The 25,647-nt window shown below is 40.6% G+C and carries 17 protein-coding genes and 2 tRNA genes; 13 read left to right on the top strand and 6 right to left on the bottom strand.

Features of this window, described 5'->3' with window-relative positions; genetic code table 11:
* Window positions 1-11: 11 nt before the first annotated feature.
* The gene (locus MOMA_RS08860; protein ID WP_009502192.1) at window positions 12-860 is read right to left on the bottom strand and encodes a peptidoglycan DD-metalloendopeptidase family protein; all 849 of its coding nucleotides are present in this window, start codon (window positions 858-860) and stop codon (window positions 12-14) included.
* Between the two features lie 420 nt (window positions 861-1,280).
* On the opposite strand from MOMA_RS08860, the gene MOMA_RS08855 reads away from it, so the two are divergent.
* From MOMA_RS08855 to MOMA_RS08830, 6 genes are all read left to right on the top strand, one after another.
* Entirely contained in the window at window positions 1,281-2,213 is a 933-nt protein-coding gene (locus MOMA_RS08855; RefSeq protein WP_009502191.1) for an NAD(+) kinase, read from the top strand.
* 206 nt (window positions 2,214-2,419) lie between these two features.
* Window positions 2,420-4,579 carry an excinuclease ABC subunit UvrB gene (uvrB, locus tag MOMA_RS08850; RefSeq protein ID WP_009502190.1) on the top strand — a complete coding sequence of 720 codons (2,160 nt, stop codon included), beginning with the start codon at window positions 2,420-2,422 and terminating at the stop codon, window positions 4,577-4,579.
* 83 nt (window positions 4,580-4,662) lie between these two features.
* Window positions 4,663-8,841 (top strand): ATP-dependent RNA helicase HrpA, encoded by a 4,179-nt coding sequence (gene hrpA / locus MOMA_RS08845; protein WP_009502189.1) that lies wholly within the window; start codon window positions 4,663-4,665, stop codon window positions 8,839-8,841.
* A gap of 99 nt (window positions 8,842-8,940) precedes the next feature.
* Window positions 8,941-10,362, top strand: coding sequence for a CmpA/NrtA family ABC transporter substrate-binding protein (locus MOMA_RS08840; protein WP_009502188.1), 1,422 nt, complete (start codon window positions 8,941-8,943; stop codon window positions 10,360-10,362).
* Entirely contained in the window at window positions 10,359-11,240 is an 882-nt protein-coding gene (gene ntrB, locus MOMA_RS08835) for a nitrate ABC transporter permease (protein WP_009502187.1), read from the top strand. Before MOMA_RS08840 ends, ntrB begins: the two co-directional genes overlap by 4 nt.
* On the top strand, window positions 11,230-12,078 hold the full coding sequence (locus MOMA_RS08830) for an ABC transporter ATP-binding protein (protein WP_009502186.1): 849 nt from the start codon (window positions 11,230-11,232) through the stop codon (window positions 12,076-12,078). Before ntrB ends, MOMA_RS08830 begins: the two co-directional genes overlap by 11 nt.
* A gap of 34 nt (window positions 12,079-12,112) precedes the next feature.
* Here the strand turns inward: MOMA_RS08830 and MOMA_RS08825 are convergent, their stop codons facing one another.
* The 3 genes from MOMA_RS08825 to MOMA_RS08815 are packed head-to-tail and all read right to left on the bottom strand — an operon-like array spanning window position 12,113 to window position 14,503.
* Window positions 12,113-12,844, bottom strand: coding sequence for an HAD family hydrolase (locus MOMA_RS08825; protein WP_009502185.1), 732 nt, complete (start codon window positions 12,842-12,844; stop codon window positions 12,113-12,115).
* Between the two features lie 43 nt (window positions 12,845-12,887).
* A complete protein-coding gene (gene ybeY, locus MOMA_RS08820) occupies window positions 12,888-13,466 on the bottom strand; it encodes an rRNA maturation RNase YbeY (protein ID WP_009502184.1) in 579 nt (192 codons plus the stop codon).
* Window positions 13,463-14,503 carry a PhoH family protein gene (locus MOMA_RS08815; RefSeq protein WP_009502183.1) on the bottom strand — a complete coding sequence of 347 codons (1,041 nt, stop codon included), beginning with the start codon at window positions 14,501-14,503 and terminating at the stop codon, window positions 13,463-13,465. The genes ybeY and MOMA_RS08815 overlap by 4 nt, the downstream gene beginning before the upstream one ends.
* A gap of 257 nt (window positions 14,504-14,760) precedes the next feature.
* Between MOMA_RS08815 and lipB the strand changes: the two genes are divergently transcribed.
* Together lipB and MOMA_RS08805 are read left to right on the top strand one after the other, a co-directional pair.
* Window positions 14,761-15,447 (top strand): lipoyl(octanoyl) transferase LipB, encoded by a 687-nt coding sequence (gene lipB / locus MOMA_RS08810; protein ID WP_009502182.1) that lies wholly within the window; start codon window positions 14,761-14,763, stop codon window positions 15,445-15,447.
* A 114-nt stretch (window positions 15,448-15,561) separates the two neighbouring features.
* On the top strand, window positions 15,562-16,281 hold the full coding sequence (locus MOMA_RS08805) for a hypothetical protein (protein ID WP_009502181.1): 720 nt from the start codon (window positions 15,562-15,564) through the stop codon (window positions 16,279-16,281).
* Window positions 16,282-16,446: 165 nt separating this feature from the next.
* Here the strand turns inward: MOMA_RS08805 and MOMA_RS08800 are convergent, their stop codons facing one another.
* Window positions 16,447-19,824 carry an Ig-like domain-containing protein gene (locus MOMA_RS08800; RefSeq protein WP_009502180.1) on the bottom strand — a complete coding sequence of 1,126 codons (3,378 nt, stop codon included), beginning with the start codon at window positions 19,822-19,824 and terminating at the stop codon, window positions 16,447-16,449.
* A 293-nt stretch (window positions 19,825-20,117) separates the two neighbouring features.
* Here MOMA_RS08800 and MOMA_RS08795 point away from each other — a divergent pair, with 293 nt between their 5' ends.
* Complete coding sequence (locus MOMA_RS08795; RefSeq protein ID WP_009502179.1) at window positions 20,118-21,314, top strand: hypothetical protein; 1,197 nt, start codon at window positions 20,118-20,120, stop codon at window positions 21,312-21,314.
* Window positions 21,314-21,610 (top strand): hypothetical protein, encoded by a 297-nt coding sequence (locus tag MOMA_RS08790; protein WP_009502178.1) that lies wholly within the window; start codon window positions 21,314-21,316, stop codon window positions 21,608-21,610. Before MOMA_RS08795 ends, MOMA_RS08790 begins: the two co-directional genes overlap by 1 nt.
* 90 nt (window positions 21,611-21,700) lie before the next feature.
* Here MOMA_RS08790 and folD read toward each other — a convergent pair whose 3' ends face one another.
* A complete protein-coding gene (folD, locus tag MOMA_RS08785) occupies window positions 21,701-22,555 on the bottom strand; it encodes a bifunctional methylenetetrahydrofolate dehydrogenase/methenyltetrahydrofolate cyclohydrolase FolD (RefSeq protein ID WP_009502177.1) in 855 nt (284 codons plus the stop codon).
* A gap of 174 nt (window positions 22,556-22,729) precedes the next feature.
* Here folD and MOMA_RS08780 point away from each other — a divergent pair.
* The 3 genes from MOMA_RS08780 (at window position 22,730) to MOMA_RS08770 (ending at window position 25,622) form a co-directional block, all read left to right on the top strand.
* Window positions 22,730-22,803: transfer RNA gene (locus tag MOMA_RS08780), tRNA-Cys, on the top strand.
* A 210-nt stretch (window positions 22,804-23,013) separates the two neighbouring features.
* Window positions 23,014-23,100: transfer RNA gene (locus tag MOMA_RS08775), tRNA-Leu, on the top strand.
* Between the two features lie 305 nt (window positions 23,101-23,405).
* Window positions 23,406-25,622 (top strand): NADP-dependent isocitrate dehydrogenase, encoded by a 2,217-nt coding sequence (locus MOMA_RS08770; RefSeq protein WP_009502176.1) that lies wholly within the window; start codon window positions 23,406-23,408, stop codon window positions 25,620-25,622.
* The last annotated feature ends 25 nt before the right edge of the window (window positions 25,623-25,647 follow it).

Genomic DNA, 25,647 nt, shown 5'->3' with positions numbered 1-25,647 from the left:
TAATGTGGCGTTTATTGTAACAGATTAATTGGATTGATTGGCAAACCACCATAACGGATTTGAAATTCTATTGCAGGTTGATTAATACCGGGCATATGACCGACCGTTCCAATTTGTTGTCCTGCTTGTACCACTTGTTTTTCTTTAACGCTAAAATTGCCAAGATGTGCATAAGCACTGATATAGTCATCGCTGTGTTTTATCATGATAAGGTTGCCATATTCTGGCAAGCCACTGCCAACATACACAACCGCCCCTTCTTTACTGGCGACGACAGGTGTACCGTGCTTGGCTGTATACCATACGCCTCGCATACCACTGTTTTTATCATACCCTCTTAATAAGCGCCCATTGACAGGCATTAGCCATTTGTTTGATGTTGCGTAAGTTGGTTGTGTATAAGTTGGCATGGTGGGTGCGACAGGGCTGTTATGGGTTGTTGGTCGATCGTAGGTGATTTGGCGTTTGGGTGGTTTTGGTGCATTCATGGGTGCACCAATTGGTGTACTAAGCAGTAAGCGTTGTCCAACTTTAATCGTATAATTGCTATCCAATCGGTTTAATGCACCAATTTGACGGTAATCTAAACCGTAACGCATCGCAATTTTGCTTAAGGTATCACCGCGTTGTACGATATAATAATTTGGCGTGTTTGGGCTTGCAGGGCGTGTGTTTACGGTATGATGGTTGTTGGTTTTATATGGGCGATTGGTTTTATACGGTTGGTTGGTTTTGTATTGAGGATTGACATCGATTTTTGGAGCAGAGCAGGCGGTTAAGATCAAGCCAAAAATCAAAGCTAATAATTTTGGTTGGGTATTGGTATTAAAAATGGGCGTGTTAAAAGATAGCGGTAACATAATAACTGTATCCAAAATATAACTGTGTCCAAAATAACGTATCTAAAATAACGGTATCTAAATGAATTATGCAAACCTATTTGGCGGTAAAATACATAAATTCTTGTCAAAAATTCTTGTCAAAATAAACTAAAGCTAAAAAACTTAAATGAAAAACTTGTGATTTTGCATTTTAGCACAAATATGATTTAGCACAAATATTAGAAAAAATATTAATCAAAAAACGATAATTTAGAAAACAAATTGACAAAACAACAAAAAACCCAAAAATACCTTAAAGAATTTTGGCAAATTATGCTAAAATAAGCCACTTTTAACTCAAGCTTACGCAAAAATAAACCACAAAAATAAACAGATCGCTTGCTATTGGTTTTATGTAAGCCCATTAACTTTATCCTAAAATTTTTTATCCTAAAAAATATGAGTAGCGAGATTATCAAAAACCCCGCCTTTCGCCATATCGGTATCATGGGACGTGCCAATAAAGCCACAATTTTAACCAGTATTTATCAGCTTTGTGATTTTTTTCATCGGCAAAACTTACCAATTTTAATTGATCATCAGACTTATCGGTTGCCATCAATGAACACAGACAGACTTGGCAATATTGAGGTGGTGGAGCGTAATTTGTTGGGTGAAAAATGTGATTTGGTTGTGGTGGTTGGCGGTGATGGTTCGTTGCTACAGTCAGCACAAGTGTTGGCAAAATACCCTGTGCCTGTGGTGGGGGTGAATCGAGGGCGATTGGGGTTTTTGGCGGATATTAATCCTGATGATTTACCAAATCAGCTTAGCAATATTTTAAACGGATCTTATCAATTGGATCGGCGTTTTTTGTTAAAAATGGAAATTTGGCAAGGCAGTCATGTGATTTATGAGGATATGGCGTTAAACGATGTGGTATTGCATGCAGGAAAATCGGTACATATGCTTGATTTTAATCTAAAAATTGATGGGTTAGATGTGTATCGTCAGCACAGTGATGGTTTGATTGTGTCTACACCAACAGGATCAACCGCTTATGCATTGTCAGGCGGTGGGGCAATTTTGCACCCAAGTTTGGACGCAATTAGCCTTGTTCCTATGCATCCGCATACATTGTCAAGCCGTCCGATTGTTGTGTGTGGCAGCAGTGTGATTAAAATCCGTATTCACAAAGACAACCGAACGCAGCCTATGGTGAGTGCAGATGGCAAGGCGTCCGTTCCTTTAAATCAAAATCAGCGTTTGATTATCCGTAAACACCCTGACCGTTTAACGCTGTTGCACCCACTTGGGGTGGATTTTTTTGAGGCGTGTCGCACAAAATTAGGGTGGAATACTTATGCTGAAGAGTTTTCGTTAGACAGTTAACGTTTTGCAATGCCAATATGGTTAATACAATATGGTTAATACAATATGATTGACACAATATGTTAATAAAGTAAAGGCTTTTAATTTGGCAAAAAATCCCCATAAAACGGTAGGTTACTGAAAATTAAACATGTATGTGTATTAAAAACTATATTAAAAAATATATTAAAAACAACCCAAAAAACGATTGAACTCAAAAAAATTGTATGAAACCACCAAAACCAACCCATTCTAAAACCCAACTAAACCAACTTTCCAGACAACTTCAAGACGAAGCCAAACTTACCGGTGTCAATGCCAGTGGCACACAAATCTCAAGCTGTGCTTTTGATATGGTAAGCGACTTTAAGCCCTCAGGCGATCAACCGCAGGCAATTGAAAAATTGTTAGAGGGCATCAAGAAAGATTATCACGACCAGTTGTTGCTTGGCGTTACAGGTTCTGGCAAAACCTATACCATAGCACAAGTCATTGCCAAAAGCGGCCGCCCATCTATCATTATGGCACACAACAAAACTTTGGCTGCCCAGTTGTACGGTGAGTTTAAGGCGTTTTTTCCCAACAATGCAGTTGAGTATTTTGTTAGTTATTATGACTATTATCAGCCTGAGGCTTATGTACCGGCCAGTGATACTTTTATTGAAAAAGACAGTGCGATCAATGATCACATTGACCAAATGCGCTTGTCGGCAACGCGTGCTTTGCTTGAACGTCGTGATGCCATTATAGTGGCATCTGTATCGGCGATTTATGGCTTAGGCGATCCAGAAAGCTATCTAAAAATGCTGCTTCACATTGTTGTGGGGGATCGCATCGATCGGCATGCGATGATTAAACGTTTGGTGGAATTACAATACATTCGCAATGAGCTTGATTTTGGAAGGGGGACGTATCGTTTGCGAGGTGAAACGTTAGACATTTATCCTGCTGAAAGCGAAAGTTTGGCTGTGCGTGTGGTATTGTTTGATGATGAAGTGGAAAAAATCACATGGTTTGATCCTTTGACTGGTAAAAACATCAAATCCATACCGCGCGTAACCATTTATCCAAAATCTCACTACGTTACCCCAAAAGACAGATTAGCCCAAGCTTCAAGCACCATAAAAGCAGAATTGGATAAGCGACTTAAGTATTTTTACCAACATGATAAATTAATCGAAGCCCAGCGCATTAAAGAGCGTACCCAGTATGATTTAGAAATGTTGGGGCAACTTGGCTATTGTAATGGCATTGAAAATTATTCGCGTCATTTATCAGGCAGGGCAGAGGGTGAAGCACCGCCCACTTTGTTTGATTATATACCGCCTGATGCTTTATTGTTTATTGATGAAAGTCATGTTACCATTCCACAGATTGGAGCTATGTATAAAGGCGACAGAAGCCGTAAAGAGACACTGGTTAATTATGGTTTTCGCTTACCGTCGGCGATGGATAATCGTCCGATGAAATTTGAAGAATTTGAACGCATTGCTCCAAAGACCATTTATATTTCAGCAACACCTGCTGCTTATGAGCTTAAAAAATCCGCCCAAATTGTAGAACAAGTTGTTCGTCCAACCGGCCTTATCGATCCTGTGCTTGACATTCGACCTGTTTTGACTCAAGTAGACGATGTTTTAAGTGAGATTAATCTTCACAAAGCACGCAATGAACGCGTGTTAATTACGGTATTGACAAAACGCATGGCCGAGGATTTGACCGGTTATTTAAAAGAATACAACATCAATGTTGCTTATTTGCACTCGGACATTGACACGGTTGAACGCATGAAAATTATTCATGAATTAAGAACTGGGGTGCATGATGTACTGGTTGGTATCAACCTGTTGCGCGAGGGTTTGGATATGCCTGAGGTGAGTCTTGTGGCAATTTTTGATGCGGACAAAGAAGGTTTTTTGCGATCAGAGCGATCGCTTATTCAGACCATTGGACGGGCGGCGCGTCATATTAATGGCAAGGCGATTTTGTATGCCGATACCATTACCCAAAGCATGCAAAAAGCCATTGATGAAACCGAACGGCGCAGGGCTAAACAAATTGCCTTTAACAAACAACAAGACATTACGCCAAAATCCGCCAAACGTGCAATTACCGATAAAATTGATACAGGTGAGTTAGATGATCTTAACAATGAACAAGTTTTGTTTCAAGATAGCACCAAGCACCAATCAATGCAACAAAAAGCAATGCAACAACAAGCAATTGGTGATGTAGACGCACAAATTTTACGTTCACCTGATTTATTGGCAAAATACATCATGCAGTTACAAAAACACATGCAGCTGTTGTCAAAAGAGCTAAAATTTGAAGAAGCGATGAAAGTACGCGATAAAATTGCCGTGCTAAAACAATTTGTGATCCAATAATTTTGGTGTTATGAATCAAAAAACCAACCAATTAATTAACAACCAACCAATCAATCAACCAACCAAAAACAAAAAAATAAACAATGACCGAAATTCAACAGCCTGTTTTATCCAAAGATCGTTTTTTTCTGCAAAAAAGTTTTGCTAAGATCAAAAAACTTGACAAAAACGCCCAAAATTACCAAAACCTTGTCGACTCTTACCAAGAACGGCTACAAAAATCACAGCAACAAGCCAAACAGCGTTTTGCCAGTTTTCCTGCCATTGTGCTAAATGATGAGTTGCCCGTAAGCCAGCAAGCTAAAAAGCTGATACATGCCATTCAAAACCATCAGGTTATTATCGTGGCAGGCGAGACAGGATCTGGCAAAACCACGCAATTGCCAAAAATTGCCATGTTGGCAGGACGTGGCATATCAGGGCAAATCGGACACACGCAGCCCAGACGATTGGCCGCCAGAAGTGTGGCTGGGCGTATTGCTGAAGAATTGGGGGAGCCACTTGGACAAACGGTAAGTTTTAAGGTGCGATTTAGCGAACAAGGATCGCCAAATTCCATTATTAAACTGATGACAGATGGTATTTTGTTGGCAGAGCTTGCGTATGACAGGTTTTTGAGTCGCTATGACACCATTATTATTGACGAAGCCCACGAACGCAGTTTAAACATAGATTTTATTTTGGGTTATTTGAAAAAAATTTTGCCAAAACGCCCTGATTTAAAGGTGATTATCACATCAGCAACTTTAGATACCGAGCGGTTTAGCCAATATTTTGCCACGCCTGACAACAAACAATCTAACAATAAACAGCTTGACAACAACAAACAGATTGACAACAACAAACAAAAGCCTGCACCTGTATTTGTTGTTGAAGGGCGTAGTTTTCCTGTAGAAGTGCGTTATCGTCCTTTGACGGATAAAATCGTACAAAGCGCCGATGATGACACTTTTGACGATGTGGCGGAAAATTTGCCAACCGCCATTGTCAATGCAGTGAACGAATGTTACCAAGATGCACGCGAAAAAGGACATCAAGATCAGGCGGATATTTTGATTTTTGCTGCTACTGAAGCCCAAATTCACGACATTGCGGACACGCTTGTGCAGTATGGGCCAAAACACACTCAAATTTTGCCCTTATTTGCTCGCCAAACCTTTGCCAACCAACAACAGATTTTTCAACCAACCTCTGGGCGGCGCATTATCATTGCAACCAATGTTGCCGAAACGGCTTTGACCGTGCCAAATATTCGCTATGTGATTGATTTGGGTTTTGCGCGTATTTCGCGTTATGCGTATCGATCCAGGGTGCAGCGTTTACCCATTGAGGCGATAAGTCAAGCCTCGGCCAATCAGCGCAAAGGACGCTGTGGGCGAGTGGCGGCCGGCGTGTGCATTCGTTTATATTCTGAGGAGGATTTTAACAGTCGACCGGTTTTTACCGAACCTGAAATTTTGCGTACCAATTTGGCATCGGTGATCCTACAAATGGCAAATTTGGGTTTGGGTGATATAGAAGATTTTGATTTTATTGAAAAACCTGATGGGCGTTTGATGAATGATGGGCGCAAATTGTTGCAAGAATTGGGAGCAATTTGCACAAAACCTACAAAATCATCTTTAAAATTATTAACCAACATTGGCGAAAAAATGGCAAAAATGCCAATTGATCCGCGTTTGGCAAGAATGTTGCTGGGTGCTGAACAATTTGGTTGTTTAAAGGAATTGCTTGTGATTGTGGCGGCTTTGTCGGTGCAAGATCCGCGCGAACGCCCTGTGGATAAACAAACCCAAGCTGATCAAAAACACGCGTTGTTTCGGCAGGAAAATTCAGATTTTTTGTTTTATGTCAATTTGTGGCAGGCAATTTATGGATCGCTTTGGCAAAACGATGAAACGCCACTGGATAATGATGAACAAAACGAGCCAAGCGTTAAGCTAAGTGTTAATAAGCCAAGCGTTAACAAACCAAGCGTTAATAAGCTAAGCAACAGTCAGCGTAAAAATTTTGCCAAACAGCATTTTTTAAGCCCATCACGGTTGCGTGAATGGCAACAAACGCATGCACAGCTTTTGCAAATGGTGCAAGATTTGGGTTTAAAAATTAACCAAGAGCCTGCGACATTTGCCCTAATTCACCGAGCGTTATTGACGGGGCTTTTGTCATTTATTGCCCATAAAATCAATGATGTGGCGGTAAAAAACCAAACGCAACAAACCAAAACCAAAGTAAAAAATCAACGCGGTGAATATTTGGTTGCCCGTCAGCACAAAGCAAAAATCTTTCCATCAAGTGTGTTGTTTAAGCAAAATCCCGATTGGGTGATGGCGTTTGAGATTATCGAAACGTCGCAAGTGTTTATGCGTAATTTGGCAAAAATTGAACCAGAATGGGTTTTGTTTGCTGGGCGTGATTTGCTAAAATATCATTATTTTGAGCCACATTGGTCGCAAAAAACCGGGCAGGTTAAGGCGTATGCCCAGATTAGCTTATTTGGTTTAATTGTTGTGCATAAGCAATTGGTGAATTATGAAACGGTAAATTTGGCTAAGGCACATGATATTTTTTTACAAGATGCCTTAGTGCTTGGGCGTTTGGGTAAAGACATGTCTTTTTTAAGGCATAACCTTGCCAAAGTTGCAAATGTTGCTTTGATTGAGGACAAACTGCGCAGGCGTGATTTGTTGGTTGATGAAGAACAGCTGTATCAGTTTTACGCCAAACGCATACCAACACACATTGCCAGTCGTAAGGCTTTTGAAGATTGGCTTGCAGAGGCGGAAAAAAACGATCCACAGTGTTTATTATTTACCGATTCTGATGTATTAAATGATACCGCACCAACCACGCAGGCTTTTCCTGAATCATGGCAATTACATGGGCTAAAGTTGCCACTTAGTTACATTTTTGATCCAACAAGCGATGATGATGGCGTTACCATTAAAATACCGCTACAAGCCTTGCCACAATTGGACTCGGTGGAGATTTTGTGGGGAATTAAAGGCTGGCGTTATGATTTGGTGTTGCAGCTACTTAAAACTTTGCCAAAAGAGATTCGCCGTCAGATTGTACCCATTCCTGATACCGCCAAAAAAATTCATGCCAATTTGGCAAAAAATCATCATGCAGGCTTGCTAAATCAATTGTGTAAGGCTTTAACGCATATGGGCGTGCGCGGGCAAAACAACCAACTTGTAGAGCCTACAGATTTTGAACCAAAAGCGGTTGATCGTTATTTACAGCCACAAATTGCCTTGGTTGATGAAAAAAACCGCCTAATTGACAAAGGACGCGACGTCGATGCGTTAAAACTTCGCCATCAGATTGCCACTCATCAAGCGGTGAGTATATCACAAGGCTTGCACGATGAATTTATAGAACATTTTGATTTTGTCAAAAACAAACACAGTGCAGGCGTGTTGATCAAACAATTTTCCGCCTTGGTGGCAGACAAAAAACAGCGTGAAAAAGTTGCTCTTCATCATTTTACCGACTTTCGTTCGGCAATTTATGCCCACTATCAAGGCGTGTTGGCATTGCTGCGTTCTAAACTTGGGGCAAAAGCCAAACAGCTTACCGGTCAAATTAGCACGGATTTTAAACTGGCATTTGCACCGCTTGGTGATTTGGAGCAATTAAAAATTTTGGTGATTGACGCAACTTTAGACGCAACGTTTGCCAAAGTTGCTCCAAAATTTAACCACGATGCCATGCCAATTGGTTATAAAATTGACGATAAAGACAAACTTTTGTTTGCTAAATTGCCCTTAACTGCCGATGAATTTTTGCAAACCAAAACCCAAGTTTTGGCAAATTTTTTATTCACAGGGCAAAATGTGCTACAACAGTTGCAAGCGATTTATCAGACTTGGCAACAAATTCGTGGGCGTTTGTTAATGCTCGATCGTGATATTTTTGCTGAAAGCATAGATGATATCGAAGATCAGTTGGATAATTTAAACTTGGCGGATTTTATTTATCGCATGGATTACGCCCATTGGCAACAATATCCGCGGTATTTGCAGGCCTTGCTTGTGCGCCTTGATCGTCTTGAACACAACCTTGACTCCGATCTTGAGGCGGTGTATGTGCTTGATAAACATATGGAGCGCTTGGCAAATAAAACCTATGATGAAACAATTGCTCATTACCGCTGGCTTGTTGAGGAATTTCGCATACAACTGTTTGCTCAACCAATGAAAACCTTAATGCCTGTGTCGGATAAACGCTTAGAAAAAGCGTGGGAGGCACTAAGATAAAGCATATGTCTTAATTGAATAACGATATACCAAATCACCCCATGCAAAATTTGGTTGATTTTTATAAGATAGACATTTATTTTAAAGCAATGAAATCTTATGTCTAATATTTTTCGCCCTTTTGATAAGGACTCTTCTTTAAATTTTACTTGCCAATGTGGTAAACATACCAATCAAGCTGAATGTGATCGCCCTGCAACAACCGAAACAACCGATCGGTTGTTAAACCTTACTGATGCAAGCAAGATCCAGCAAGTTGGTTGTGATTTTATTGAAGCAGTGGCGGTAAAAGCACTTTTTCCGCACGAACCAACCAGACGTGCTTTTTTACAATCTGTTGGTAAAGCAACCGCTTTGTCCGCAATTGGCAGTATTTTACCGCTTGCCAATTTACAAGAAGCTTTTGCGTTGGATAAACTAACTCCTGAAAAAAAATCCGTAGATATTGGTTTTTTACCGATTTTGTGTGCCACACCGCTAATTATGGCCGATCCGCTTGGCTATTATCAAGAGCAGGGCATTAAGGCCAATCTTGTTAAACGTGCAGGCTGGGCGTTGGTGCGCGATCAGATGATGAACCGTGAATTGGACGCAGCCCATTTTTTAGCACCCATGCCACTTGCGATTCATTTAGGATTGGGATCGGCAAAACAAGACATGAAAGTTGCTTGCATTCAAAATATTAATGGACAAGCATTGGTGATGAGTCTTAAACACAAAAACAATACCGATCCAAAAAACTGGAAAGGGTTTACATTTGCCATTCCTTTTGAACACTCAATTCATAATTATTTGCTAAGATATTTTTTGGCAGAACACGGTATAGATCCTGACAAAGATGTAAAACTGCGTTTAACAACACCCCCTGATATGATAGCGAATTTAAAAGCAGGCAATATTGATGGCTTTTTTGGCCCTGAACCTTTTAATCAAAGGGCAGTGTGGGATAAGGCGGGCTACATTCATACGCTAAGCCGTGATATTTGGAATGGACATCCGTGTTGTAGTTTTGGTACATCACAGGGGTTTATTAATGACAATCCGCAGACGTTTTTGGCAATGTTGCGAGCGATTATCAAGGCAAATGTCATGGCAGGCGATCGAAAAATCCGTGCTGATTTGTCAAAACTGCTTGCCACTGCCAATTATCTAAATCAGCCAGAACTTGTGTTGCGCCAATCACTGTTGGGTAGATATGCCGACGGTGTAGGCCATATCAAAGACACGCCAGATCGCATGAATTTTGATGTCATGCCTTATCACAGTGCAGCGGTATGGATGCTAACGCAAATGAAGCGTTGGGGTTATTTAAAGCAGGATATTAATTATAAAGACATTGCTAAGCGGGTTTTTTTATTGACCGATGCCAAAAAACAAATGGCCGCTATGAATTATGCCACGCCAGAATTTGATAAGTATGGGGCATATCCGCCGATTAACATTATGGGTAAAAATTTTGATCCCAATCACGCCGATGACTATGTACAAGCGTTTGATATTGGCAAAAAGGATAAACTATGATAAAAAGCACTGCTACTAAAGTTAAAGGCTATATTTTGTCGTTATTGATTGTGTTTGTGGGGCTCGGGTTTTGGCAATTTACCACCTTGCCAACCCAAATTCATGCACCCACCGATCCATTAAAACTAGAATACAGCGTGTTAATGGGCGATCTGCCAGAGGGCATACAACCTGGTGCGATTGTGGTGAGTCAAAAAAGTGAATTTCCATCACCTGGTGATTTTGCCAACCTTGCCATCAATCATTTATCGGCACCTTTTTATGACAAAGGTTTAAATGATAAAGGCATTGGCATTCAGCTTGGTTATTCAATTGGACGAGTGTTGCTTGGTTTTTGTTTGGCGGTGATTGTGGCGATTCCTTTGGGGTTTTTGGTAGGCATGTCCGCTGTGTTAAATCAAGCCTTAATGCCTTTTGTGCAGATTTTAAAACCAATATCACCTCTTGCGTGGATGCCAATTGCTCTATACACGATTAAAGACAGCAACGCATCTGGTATTTTTGTGATTTTTATTTGCTCTATGTGGCCAATGCTTACCAGTACCGCTTTTGGTGTGGCAAATGTTCGTAAAGAATGGCGCAATGTTGCCAAAACCCTTGAATTGTCAAATTTGCAGACCGCCACCAAAATCATTTTGCCAGCTGCCGCTCCAACCATTGTTACAGGCATGAAAATTTCAATGGGTATTGCGTGGCTTGTGATTGTTGCTGCTGAAATGCTGGTTGGTAGTACAGGGATTGGTTATTTTGTGTGGAATCAGTGGAATAATTTATCCATTGGTAATGTGGTTTTTGCTGTGCTGATGATTGGACTTGTGGGTATGATGCTGGAGATGTTGTTTGAGAGGTTACAAAAAATGGTGAGTTATGTTGAATAATCAATTAATTGAAGTGAAAAATCTGACAAAAAGCTATGGCAATTCTGAAAATGTTTTTGAAAATGTGAATTTTAACATTGCTAAAAATGAATTTATTTGTCTGATTGGACATTCAGGCTGTGGAAAATCTACAATTTTAAATGCTTTGGCAGGGCTTGAAAATGCAACAAGCGGACAAATTATGATGCATGACAAACTTGTAACCGCTCCGGGGCTTGATAGGGGTGTGGTTTTTCAAAGTCATGCTTTGTTGCCTTGGTTGAGTGTTGCTGATAACATTGGTTTTGCTTTAAAGGCAAAAAATCCATCTATTGGCAATCAGGAGCTTTACCAAAAAATTGACCATTATTTAAATTTGGTTGGATTGTTAAAGGTAAAAGATAAAAAACCGTCTGCTTTGTCAGGCGGTATGAAACAGCGTGTTGGTATTGCACGTGCGTTTAGTACCGAGCCTAAACTGTTGCTTATGGACGAACCATTTGGTGCTCTTGATGCCCTAACGCGCGGTGTTATTCAAGACGAACTGGTGAATATTGTGGCCGATACGCACCAAACTGTGTTTATGATTACCCATGATATTGATGAGGCAATTTTGTTGGCGGATCGCATTTTTTTGATGAGCAATGGCCCACGAGCGTTTTTGGCTGAAATTGTGGAAAATACCATTCCTAAACCGCGTCATCGCGACAACATTCATCACAATAGCCAATATTATACCATTCGCAATCATCTGTTGGATTTTTTGGTGCATCGCAGCCGGGCGTTACAGGCACAAAAACAGCGGCCAAATCAGCCTGCGGTGATTAATTTTAATCAAGCAGATTGGAGCGGTTTGTAAAATGACAAAACAACCAAAGTTGCATTGCTTAATGCTACATTGCCCAATCTTCCACCGCCCAACCATTTGTTCGTGCATAAGCGTGCAGACGTTCATCGGGCGATACACAAATTGCCACATCCGCCCATGTTAATAACGGCAAATCATTCAATGAATCTGAATAAGCGTAAGTTTTTGTGTACCGTATGCCTTGTTGGTTTTTGTTGGCAAGCCATTGATTTAAATGGTAAATTTTACCATCTTTAAAATTTGGCTTGCCTAAAACCTTGCCTGTATAGCCGTCATTTGTGATGACAAGTTCGGTTGCCAAAATATGGTCAAAATCCACTCCAAACAACTGATTGGCAATTGGCTTTACCACAAAGGCGTTGGTTGCTGATATCACCAACACATCATGCCCTGCATCGCGGTGTTTTTGTAAAGCCTGCTTGGCTTTTGGACGCACCAAAGGGGCAATTTCATCTAAAATATAAGCCTCTCGCCATTTATGCAGTTGTGCTAAAGTGTGTTGTCTTAAAAAATTGGCAACGAACTCATTGTATTTTACCGCATCAAGCGTGCCTGCAATATAATCTTCATAAAATTCACGGTTTTTGTTGCGATAGTCAGTTTCGTTAACCAGCTTGTGTTTTACCAAAAACTCACCCCACATATAATCGCTGTCGGTGTTGATTAGGGTGTGATCCAAGTCAAATACAGCCAACTCTTTACTGAATGTTTTGGGTGTTTTGTTAAGGGGTTTGATTTGCGTTGTGATTTGAGTCATATTTTTGCCAATTATTCTTGTTGCCAATTATTCTTGTTGCCAATTATTCGTAAGGATTTGCTATGCCTAAATGGTGCAGCACGGCGATCTCAATTTGTTCCATCTCGTCTTGTTGCTGTTGTCCAAGTTCATGATCAAAACCCATTAAATGTAAAATTCCATGCACGAGCAAATGGGTTAAATGATGATCCAGTGATTTTTGTTGTTCATGGGCTTGTTTGACAACCACTTCATGACAAACAACCAATTCACCCAAGGGTAAATTTGGCAAAATTTCAACAAAATTTGGTGTTAAATCACCAGGATAAGATAAAATATTGGTTGCGTAATCTTTACCGCGAGCGTCAAAATTAATTGCCCGAGCCTCGCTTGCTTCGGTTACATAAATATCCAATGCCAACGGTTTTTTTAACCAAGCACGCGGTAAGTTTGGCAAGATTATGTCAGGATTGTTATTTAAATAGTCTAATATATTAGTTAAAATATTCTCAATTTTATCATGGGCGTAATAACGTTCAATATTGGCAAAATTTTGCTTATCGGACTGTTTTTGTGGATCAATCAAGTTGTCATGAAAACTTATCGCTATGTCTAATGACAGGTTTTGTTGCGTGTTATTCATCGTTTTGTTCCAAAATATGTTTGGTCAAACGTTCTTGTTTTTTTGGCGTGTTTTAAGGCTTCTTGTTCTGCATCAAATTTGTCATACGCCTGCACGATTTTTTGTACCAACTGATGGCGCACCACATCTTTACTGTCAAATTTGGTAATGTGAATTTCATCAATACCGCTTAAAATTTGCAAGGCTTGATATAAGCCCGACTGTGTGCCACGCGGTAAATCCACTTGCGACATATCACCTGTAATCACAGCACGCGAACCAAAACCTAGCCGTGTTAAAAACATTTTCATCTGTTCAGGTGTGGTGTTTTGGGCTTCATCTAAAATCACAAAACTGTTGTTTAAGGTGCGTCCGCGCATATAGGCAAGTGGGGCAACCTCGATAATTTGACGCTCCAAAAGTTTGCCAACTTTTTCAAAACCTAGCATTTCATATAACGCATCGTACAATGGCCTTAAATAAGGGTCAATTTTTTGGCTTAAATCACCTGGCAAAAAGCCCAATTTTTCACCCGCTTCCACCGCAGGACGCACCAACAAAATCCGTTCAATTTCATGACGCTCCAACATATCCACCGCACACGCCACCGCCAAATAAGTTTTGCCCGTGCCAGCTGGCCCTACGCCAAACGACACATCGGATAACAAAATCTTTTTGACGTATTGCTGTTGATTATAACCGCGCGGAGTGATGTTGCCTTTACGCGTTTTTAGGCTAATCGGAGTAAAATTGCTTGTGGTTTGAGTGTCGTTTATAGGCTTAGTGATGCCACTGGTTTGGATTAAAATATGCAAAGTTTCTGGGCTAAGACAGTCAGTGGTTTTAAGTTCGCTTAGCATTTGTTCAAGCACTTGTTGTCCGCGTTTTACCGCCAAAATATCCCCTGATAGCACAAGGCTGTTTTTATGCTGCTGAATGTTTAAATTAAGGCGATCGCTGATATAATTAAGATGGGTATTGTATTCACCCAACAAGGCTTTAAAGATTTTAGGAGAAAGCTCATTAAAATCAAGGGTTTGGCTAATAATATCGCTCAAGTGATTGTCCTTTTTTGACAAGTTTTTGTAAATTTGACAAAGTTTTTGTAAATTGTTAATAAAGACACGTTAATATGGTTAATTTGTTAATATGGTTAATTTTTGCCAAAATTCAAGCAATCCTCTAAAAAAATGTTAAAAAATTACAAAAAACAAGGTATTTTTTGTGTTAAAATTTCCCCAAACTAGGCTATTTTTGCCAAAAAAGACAGTGAAATGAAACAAACAGTAAAAAAGACAACTACAAAGGAATAATCATGTCAACACCCACCGATTTTCAAGTTCATTATTTTAACCAAGCTGATTATGAAAAAACACATGAAGCTATGTTAAACAAAACTTTACAACGCATTGAAAAAAAACAACAAGGCATTGCCACGCCTGATGAATTATGGATTGTAGAACATCAAGACGTTTATACCCTTGGACAAGCAGGCAAAACAGAACATATTTTGCAAAAAAACAACACGCCGATTGTCAAAACCGACCGAGGCGGACAAGTAACTTGGCATGGCCGCGGACAATTGGTGGTGTATTTTTTGTTTGATATTAACGCACTGCACTGGGGTGTGCGCGATTTGGTAACGCATGCTGAAAACATCATTATTCGCACGGTTACGCCGTATTTGCCTACCAATTTTAGTGCAAAAGCCCGTCAGGACGCTCCGGGAGTTTACGTTTATAATGCCGATGGGGTAGAGCTTGGCAAAATTGCATCGCTTGGATTTAAGATTAAGCACGGTTTTAGCTATCATGGCATTGCGTTAAATTTGGTGAATGATTTGACCCCTTTTAATCTAATCAATCCGTGCGGTTATGCTGGCATGACCATGTTGCGTTTGGCGGATTTTGCTTCGATAAATGTAGCCTGCATCACCGATGAATTTATTGATAAAGTTCGCATGGTTTACAAAACTTCAGCCGACAATGACTCACAATCCTAAATTTTAGCCTTTTATCCAAAATTTTGGTTTTATCCACAGTGTCAAGCAAATATTGCTAGACACTACAAATTTTTATGCTAAAATCACCCAAAAAAATTTTAAGGATTTGTAAATATGGCAATTAAGCTCCCAGGCCTAAAAAACAATTTAACCAAGCGTGCTAAATCAACTCAAGCACCGCCACAATCTCAAGAACCGCCCAATCAGGAGCTTGAGTTACAGGATTTGTTAAAAGAAATACCCAAACTGCCAACTGAATTGTTAAACAGCACCGCCCAAACAGCCAGTGTTGACAAAAAACCTGTCAATAAAAAAGCGATATTGGCAGGGGCGGTTGGTGTGTTGTTTATCGGTGTTTTGGTGTTGTTTGTGTTGCCAAAAGTTATGCAGACCGATACACACGCGGATATGCAGGCCGAAACCCACACAGAAACAAACACAGAAACGCCGGTCGAATCCGCTCCTGAAATAACAACAACCGCCGAAGCAGCCCCAGCTTCCGCCCCTACAGAAAATCTGCGCACCGAAGAGTTTGTTATTACAGGCGATGAGCTAAATGGCAAATTAAATGATGAAGCTGGCCATGAAGTTGGCGATCAAGCGGCTGATAACCAAGCTGTTCACGCACAGGTTAATCATGAAAGTGGCGAGCACGATGCCTCTGTGGTATCAGAAATTGCCACAGGAGACGAACCAACTCAGGTTTTTTTGCAGCTTGACGAACCACCAAAACCTGAACCTGTACAAACCGTACAAGCAGAACCACCAAAAGGTGCGATGTCGTATGATGAATTTGTCAGAACCTCAGAAAAATATGTGTTTGCAGACCGATAACAAACAACAAATACAAGGCAACAAATATTTAAGCAACAAATACAAGGCAACAAATATTTAAGCAACAAATACTAAGCAGCAAATACTAAGCAACAGATATTTAAGCAACCAATAAAAAACCACCCAAATTGTTTGAGTGGTTTTTTTAGGTTTAAATATGTTCGGTTATTTTGTGGCCGGTACTTTACAGTGCGTGTCTTTTTTGGTTTTGACCGTACCAAATGGGCTAACAAAGTTTGGACGTATGCCAGTACCATCTCCGTTTAACCGAGCTTCTGATGCGATGATTGGCAGTTCAATGTCGTGGTATGATTTTGACTCGGTACCGTTGACATTGGTGGTAACGATCACGGTTGCAGTTAGCCAGGTGCTGTAGTTTTTGCCATAGCGAATGCTAAAGTTTAACTTACCGGTTTCATCGGTAACCATGGTTTTGCTGTCCAATACCGACTCGCCATCACGGCTTAATACAGTGATAGGGTTGATTGGATCGAGCTTGCCATTGCTGTTTTTATCTTCATTGGCATCTAAAGTACCATTGTGGTTTTCATCTTCAGGGGTACAGACTGCATATCCGTCTTTTTTCGGTGGTTGCTTATCATCTTTAGTATTGCTACTACTGGTTGTGCCATTGGTTGGCTCTTCAAAGAATTTCATCACCCATTGTTCAGGGGTTTCTTTTGTGGCAGGTTTAACTTCAAACATACCCAAACGGTAAGTTTTTGGTACAACGCTGATAGAAACCGGCTGATTTTTTGCAGGTTGGCCGATGAGGTTATTCACAAACACCGAACCGTTTAAGATATAAAACGTGCCTTGTGACTCGATCAGTTTATCCGCAAAAGTAAAGCCGATCCAGCTGGCAAAATCTTGCACGGTTAAATCTTTGGTTTCTGTTACAACGTGTCCATTTGTTCCTGAACCGCCTGCTGAACCAGAACCTGATGATCCTGTGCTTGGTTTTTTGATCGCCTCTTCTTTACCAGAAATGATGATGTGTTTTACTTGAGCGCGGATATTGACTGTATTGGCATTGGCGTTACTGGTCGCCCCTGATGCAGAAGAAGCGGTGGCTCCTGCAAAGTATTTCACCGTGGCGATACCGGCTGAATTGGTGGTTGCCACGGCTTGGCTTAAGGTACCTGCGGTTGGATCTTTGGTGATCGAAAACTCAACGATGGCGTTTTTAACCGGCGCGCCGTGCCCATCTCTGACTGTGGCGATTACATCGGTTTCACCATTGACAGTAACGGTGGTTTTGCTAAATTGTAGGGTTAGTTTTTGTACATCGGTCGATACAAATGACACCGTGTCTTGTAGTAGGGTTTTACCGCCCTGTTTTACGGTGATACTGGCATCGCCTACGGCACTTGACTTGATTTTAAAGGTGGCTTTTTTGTCTTTTACTTTTACTTTGATTCTTGAGCCTTTGTTGTTTTGACTGCTACCACTACCACTGCTGCTACTGTTGCCACTGCCTTTACCATTGCCATTGGTGGCTTCGATATCACCTTTGGTGGTGGCGATCTCGATTTCTTGATCATTGTTAAGATTTGGTAAATTCACGGTTACGGTTTCATCGGTATTTACCACGATGTCTTTGGATTTTTTGGTGAATTCTAGGCTGACATTGTTACCGCTTGGACGGGTGATGTCGGCAATTTTAAACACTTTGGTGGTTAATGTGTTGCCATCTTTGTCTGTGCCAATGAGTTTTACCCCTAAGTCATAGATATCACTGGTGGGATCGCCCAGTTGAGTAGTGGTTACACTAAAGTTAAAGCCACCTTTATCGTCGGTTGTGGTTTTAAGCGGTGTGCTTAATGATTTGCCTGCTTTTAACAGTTCGATTTGGGTATTGGCAATTGCTTTGCCTTTTCCGTCGAGGGCAAAACCGCTTAAGGTTAGGCTATCATCTTTGGTGATGATGTTTTTTGACACTTTGGTGTTGTTAATGATCGTGCCTGTGATCGGAATGGTGATAACCTCGGTGCGTGGTGCGTAGACGCTGTCGTTTACCAAAACGGTAAGTTCGGCGGTTTGATCGGTTTTTGAGATAAAGCCGATGTCGCTTTTTATCACGTCAACTTCGATAAGGCCGTTGGCATCGGTGGTTAAATTGGAGGTTTTGCTAAGGGATAAGCCCAGTTTTGCTGCATCTTTGATGTTGATTGATACCGGAGCGCCGGCTTTGACTCCGCCTTTGGTATCGGTTACGCGAATGGCAAGGCTTACGGTATCAGCACCTGTGCTAAGTTGGGCTTTGGATTTGGTAACAAAAATTTCGTATTCTTTGGTTTCTTTGTTGCTGGCTGCCCCTGTGATGGTGATGCTGCCTGATGCTGTGCCTGATCGCGTGGTAATGACAACGCCTTTGGTAAGGGCTGCGATCTGTTCTTTTGACAATGGGGCTTTAATTTCAAGCTCAAAACTAACCTGGCCTTTTTCATCGGTGGTTAAAATCGAGCCGGAATTGTTTACAAGGCCTGAAATGTTTGGCACTTCGACGCTGATTGGAGCTTTTGGCACAATGCCATTATTGGCATCTAATGTGGTAACGGTAACTTTGACTTTTGTGCCAACGGCCATTTTGATTTGGCTAAGATCACTGGCAACCAAGACACTTTTAACCGTGTTGTTAACATCGGTGCTGGATTTGGCAGCGTAGATGCGTAAGTTGTTTTCAACGCTTGGTTTATCGGCTACTTTGGCGGTAATGTTAAGGCCGCTGCTTTGTAGCGTGTTTAGTTCATCTAATGACATGACTTTTAGGGTGATTTTTGCGATACCTTGTTCGTCGGTTACCACAGAAGATCCGGTTGTGTTTGCCACACCAAGGCTGTTGTTCATCTCAAAATTGACGCGCACATCTTTTAACGCGCCGCCTTTTTTATCAGAAAGGAAGGCCTCAACAATAAACTCACTGCCAACTTTTGCCTCAAACTTGTCAATGGTTTTGGAGAGCACGATTTTATTGGCGGCTTCGGTGTTGGTTTTGGTGTCTGCACTGGCGGTTGGTTGTTCGCCGATTAGGTTAATTGTCCCGGCGGTTGCATTGGCTTTTGCATTGGTGGCACTGGCTTTAATCACAAGTCCAGTTGGGTTATCGGCTAGGTATTTTTTGGCTTTTGCCACATCTTTTATTTGTAATTCTAAAGCAGCCTCGCCGCCGGCATTGGTGTTTACTGGGGTTTTTGAGATGGTGTAAATACCGGTTTTGTCAGGTTCTGGCAAGGTAAAATCAACCACAACATTTTCAACGCCTTTATTGTTGTGTAAAGCATTGGCAATAATGGTGAATTTTTCGTCTTGTACCAAGTTAAATTTGTCAAAGGATTTGGTAATAATAACACCAGAAACGTCCACTTTAGTCAATTTAGTATCGCCAGTGCCGTTGTTTGCACCATCGTCATTGCTAATAGTGCCGTTTGTTCTGGGTGGTAATGTATCGTGATTGCCACCGCTACCACAGCCTACCAATGCCAAGGCACTGGCAAGAGCGGTTACTTGAAAAGATTTTGCTAAAATTGTTGACATCGTCATGGCATATTCCTTGAATATAAAAAAATGACCGATATACCGCTTTTGGTTTTGTTGCTTGATTATAACCAAATTCCAAAAACCTGTATATTTTTGTAAAGCTAACTTTAACCATTTTACAAGAATTTTTCAAGATTTTATACTATTAATTTGCAAAAAGCGTAAAATAATTTGCAAAATGGGTGAAAAAATGCTTAAACGGCCAAAAAAAGCCCTTTTTATCTGATTTTTTTCAAATAAAAGTTTGGTTTTTGGTATAAAATATAGCCTAATTTTTGGATAAAGCATTTTGTACAATGAAAAATAGCCAACAAAATCCGACTCTTGCGTCAAACATACGCTCATTGCCCCAGTTTTTTGAGCAAGGGTTGCGACCTGTCATACCTTTATTAGCCGACAATTGTTCGCTATCTATCAGTCAAGTACGCCAAAGTTTGCCGTTTTTGTGCAATGCAGTTGCGTGTCAATGGCTTGCCAAAACCGTGCTTACCAAAACTGTGTTAAAAAAAACGCCACCAACCATGCCTGCGTTTTGGGCTTTTTTTGCCGATTTACAGCATAAATCACCACTGGTTTTTGCAATACATGATGGTATGGATTTTAACAAATTGCAACAAAACCAAACAAACAGTCAAAATTTTTTAAGGCAGTTGTTTGATGATGAACAAAAGTTTGCTTTAATGATGGGCGTGTTGCTCCAAAAAAGCCAGTTGCCTTATGGTAACCTTGAAAAACTGCTGGGTTTGGTTGCTTGGTTGTCCGTAAATTTGTTAAGTGCTTTTTATCAATATGTAACCGATAACCAAAATGTAACCGATAACCAAACCAACGATGTTGTGCAACAAAATATTGTGAAACAAAGCATTGTGCAACAAAGTGCTTTGTTGGCTTGGCAACATTACCAAATGTTTGCGTTACATACGCCTGACAATCAGGTTTTTTGCCAAATTGTTCATTATGTGCCAAAATTAGGCATCTTTCAAAGTCAAAAACAGGCCAATATGTTGGCTAAAAGCGATGATTTACAAAATTTGGCACCTAAGATTGAGTTGTTTTTGGCACAAAAACCATTGGCAATTGTACCAAATCCGCCAAAATCCACAAAAAAATCCGCCAAACAAATATCCAAACAAGCACAAAGTAACAGCATAAACCAAAGCACCGATATTTTTGCCAAACCGACTGCCAAACAAGCTACGTGGGTGGATTTTTTGCAAAAATATTGGATTGCAACTGGCATTGGATTAACGGCGATTGTGATGGGTGTGGTGGGGTTATTATTGTCTGATGACAACGCAGCCGATACAAAAAACCAAGCGGATAATGCCAAACCGCGTTATCAAGATGTGGCAATTATTAAGGTTACCGAATCTACCGATGCAATAAAACCGCAAAAATCCGCCAAAGACAGCGAAAAAGTCAAACCAAGCAAAACCGGTGTTCAAATAAAAATCAACACCCAAACCAAAACCAACCACAGTAAGAAAAATTAATGACACAGTTAAATTTACCCAAACATATCCGACAATTGGTGGATAAAAAAAATTACGTGATTGCGATAAAAACTTACGCCCAAGAACAAAATATCAGCATTGACGCTGCCAAACAAGCCATCGATGCGTATGAAGCAAGCCAAACGCCTGCGTGGATTAAAGACGATACGGCAGACAAATTGCAACCTGCTAAGTCAAATCGACCAAATCAGTCAAATTGGCTAAAAAGAGTGGTGCTTGTTGTGTTAGTGATGATGATTTTTGGTGGGTTGATGTATCAAAAATTTGGCGGATAGGGCGGTTTTGTAGTAACAGCGAAAACCTAAAACCTAAAAGTCTCAAGGTTTAAATAAGTTTTCGCTGTTGGTTTTTGCTAAGTAGTTTAACTAAGTGGTTTGAATGGATTTTTCTGCTGATTCTATCGTTTGGCGAATGAGGGTATTAATCGTCATAGGGCCAACGCCACCTGGCACTGGCGTGTAAGCTTTAGCAATATTTTCAATGCCATGAAGTTCAATATCACCAACGCCACCTTGATCGGTTGGGTGAAACCCTGCGTCGATAACAACAGCACCGGGTTTTATCCAGTTTTGTTTGATCAGTTCAGGTTTGCCCACAGCACCGACCAAAATATCTGCTTGTTGTACCATTTCTGCTAAGTTTTGGGTTTTTGAATGACAAATGGTTACCGTGCAGTTGGCGTTTAATAACATCATAGCCATCGGCTTGCCTAAAATTGCACTGCGACCAACAACCACGGCGTGTTTGCCTGACAATTCAACGCCGTATTTTTCCAGTAAATACATAATGCCTTGTGGCGTGCATGATCCATACGCCGATTGCCCCATTGCCATATTGCCAAAACCCAGACAAGTTACGCCGTCTACATCTTTTTTCAGATCAATTGCATCAAAACACGCTCGTTCGTCAATTTGTGATGGTACAGGGTGTTGTAACAAAATACCGTGTACGTTTGGATTGTTGTTGAGTTCGTGAATTTTTGCCAACAATTGTTCGGTTGTGGTGTCTTGTGGCATGACAACTTTTAGCGAATCCATGCCAACGCGACGACAAGCATTGCCTTTCATTTTTACATAAGTAGCCGAAGCTGGATCATCGCCTACCAAAATCGTTGCCAAAACTGGCGTGATACCGGTTTTTTCTTTAACAGCGGTTACGCGTAACTTTAATTCAGCTTCCATCTCGCCAGCAACTGCTTTGCCATCAAGTATCATAGCCATATTCATATCCTTTTACATTAACAAAATCTAAATTAACAAAATAAAAAATTGCTTGCATTGTAACCGATTTTTGTGGTTTTAAAAACCAACTTGGCAAAAAAATCAGCTTTTTGCAAAAATTTTTAAAAAATACTTGCACTTTTTGAAAAATTTGCTATTATAGCAATCCTTAAAGGCTGGGTGGCAGAGTGGTCATGCAGCGGACTGCAACTCCGTGTACGCCGGTTCGATTCCGACCTCAGCCTCCATTTTATTTTAAAAAGCGAATTATTTAAAAAATAAATTATATAAAAAAATAACTTGCAAAATAAAATAAACAGATTATAATATCGCAAATTCCAACGCACTAACTTAAGTTGCTATAAAATTAATTTGTTTTATATGGGTTGCTTTATAAAGGCTTCTAAAAAGCACCAATATAAAAGCATCAAGCAACAAATAAAGTTAAGCGACTGTCCGCCCGGGTGGTGAAATTGGTAGACACAAGGGATTTAAAATCCCTCGCTCTAACGAGCGTGCCGGTTCAAGTCCGGCCTCGGGCACCATTTATATGCTATTTTAATTGTATGTTGTTTAAACCCTTGTTTTTTGGCAAGGGTTTTTTGTTTTTTGGTGGTTTGTTTTGATTTCATTGCCAAATTACCCCCAATTTTTTCGCCAATTTTCCTTAAGTTTATTTACAAATCCATAAAACAAATGACTTATCTTAACTTTCACACAACAGTCAAATGTGTGTTATAATAGGTAGGATTTGGCATATTTTTGAACAAAAGTTTATTATTGGCATGTTTTCAATGTATGCTTTGACCTTACGATTTTAAGACAACAAAAACCATAAAATGGAGATCTTATGACTACAACCATTATTTACACGCACACTGATGAAGCCCCGGCTCTTGCTACCAAGTCATTGTTGCCGATTATTCAAGCATTTACCAAATCGTCCGATATTGAGATTAAAACGGCGGATATTTCACTGGCAGGCAGGATTTTGGCGGCTTTTCCTGAAAAACTAACCGATGAACAACGCATACCAGATGCGTTGGCAGAACTTGGTGAATTGGTGAAACAGCCAGAAGCCAATGTGATTAAATTGCCTAATATCAGTGCTTCGATGCCACAGCTACTAGATGCGATAAAAGAGCTGCAAAACGATGGTTTTGATGTGCCAAATTATACCGATCCAAAAACCGACGAAGAAAAAGACATCGTTGCTCGCTATGATCGTATTAAAGGCAGTGCGGTAAATCCTGTGTTGCGTGAGGGCAATTCTGATCGCCGTGCGCCAAAAGCGGTTAAAAATTTTGCCAAAAAATACCCACACAGCATGGGTGCGTGGACATCTGATAGCAAAACCCACATTGCAACCATGAACGGCGGTGATTTTTTTGCCAATGAACAATCGGTTACGGTTACCAAACCTACCACGGTATCATTTGTGCTGACCGATAAAACTGGCAAACAACACGAACTGCGTAAGCCGCTTAAATTGTTGGCAGACGAGATCATTGATGCGACGTTTATGAGCAAAAAAGCCTTGGTTGAATTTTTGCAAAAACAAGTCAAAGATGCCAAAGATCAAGGCGTATTGTTTAGCCTACACATGAAAGCTACCATGATGAAAGTGTCCGATCCCATTATTTTTGGCCATGCGGTGAAAGTGGTGTTTGCCCCTGTATTTGAAAAATTTGCCAAAGAGCTAAACGAAGTGGGGGTTAATGTTAACAATGGCTTTGGTAACTTGTTAGCCAATCTTGATAAACTTGATCCTGCGGTAAAAACTGAAGTTGAACGTTTGATTGAACAAAGTTTTAACGATGCACCAAGCATAGCAATGGTTGATAGTGATAAAGGCATTACCAATTTGCATGTACCAAGCGATGTCATTATCGATGCTTCTATTCCTGCGATGATTCGTAATTCTGGACAAATGTGGAATAAAGAGGGCAAACCTCAAGACACCAAGGCGGTGATTCCTGACAGTTCTTATGCAGGAATTTATAAGGCGGTGATTGATTTTTGTAAACAACACGGTGCCTTTGATCCGACCACCATGGGTTCTGTACCAAATGTAGGGTTAATGGCACAAAAAGCAGAAGAATACGGCAGTCATGACAAAACGTTTGAAATAGCAACCGACGGCGTTATGCAACTGATTGATGACAGTGGCAATGTGTTGACCAGTCATGAAGTGGAAGCCGGTGATATTTGGCGTGCTTGTCAAACCAAAGATGCAGCGGTAAAAGACTGGGTGCAGTTGGCGGTTAATCGTGCAAGATTGTCAGAAACACCTGCGGTATTTTGGTTGGATAAAAACCGTGCCCATGATGCTGAAATTATCAAAAAAGTAACAGTTTATCTAAAACAGCTTGATACTGATGGGCTTGAGATTAGTATTTTAGCCCCTGCCGATGCGTGTCAATTTAGCCTTGAGCGTATCAAAGAGGGCAAAGATACCATTTCGGTTACTGGCAATGTGTTGCGTGATTTTAACACGGATTTATTTCCGATTTTGGAGCTTGGTACATCCGCTAAAATGTTGTCAATCGTGCCACTTATGAACGGTGGCGGTATGTTTGAGACAGGCGCTGGTGGTTCGGCACCAAAACATGTACAACAGTTTTTAGAAGAAGATCATTTGCGTTGGGATAGTTTGGGTGAATTTTTGGCATTGGCGGTATCGCTTGAACATATGGCTCAAACCACCGACAACAAAAAAGCGCAAGTTTTAGCCGATACATTGGATAAAGCGACCGAAGCGTTGTTGTTAAACGATAAATCACCAAAACGCAAAGCAGGCGAACTTGACAACCGTGGCAGTCATTACTATTTGGCACGTTATTGGGCACAAGCACTTAGCGAGCAAGATGCAGATAGTGAATTAAAAACCCAATTTATCCCAGTTGCCAAAGCCTTGGTTGACAAAGAAGCAGAAATTTTGGCAGAACTAAATGACGTACAAGGCAAAGCGGTAGACATTGGTGGCTATTATTCTCCAAGTGAAAAGTTGGCAAGCCAAGCCATGCGTCCAAGCAAAACCTTAAATGACATTATTGCCAGTGTTTAATTGATAAGTTTAACACTGGTTTAAC

The sequence above is a fragment of the Moraxella macacae 0408225 genome, assembly GCF_000320365.1.
GTDB lineage: Bacteria > Pseudomonadota > Gammaproteobacteria > Pseudomonadales > Moraxellaceae > Faucicola > Faucicola macacae.
Note: the sequence above shows the minus strand (reverse complement) of the source record. Positions and strands in the feature narration are given on the sequence as shown.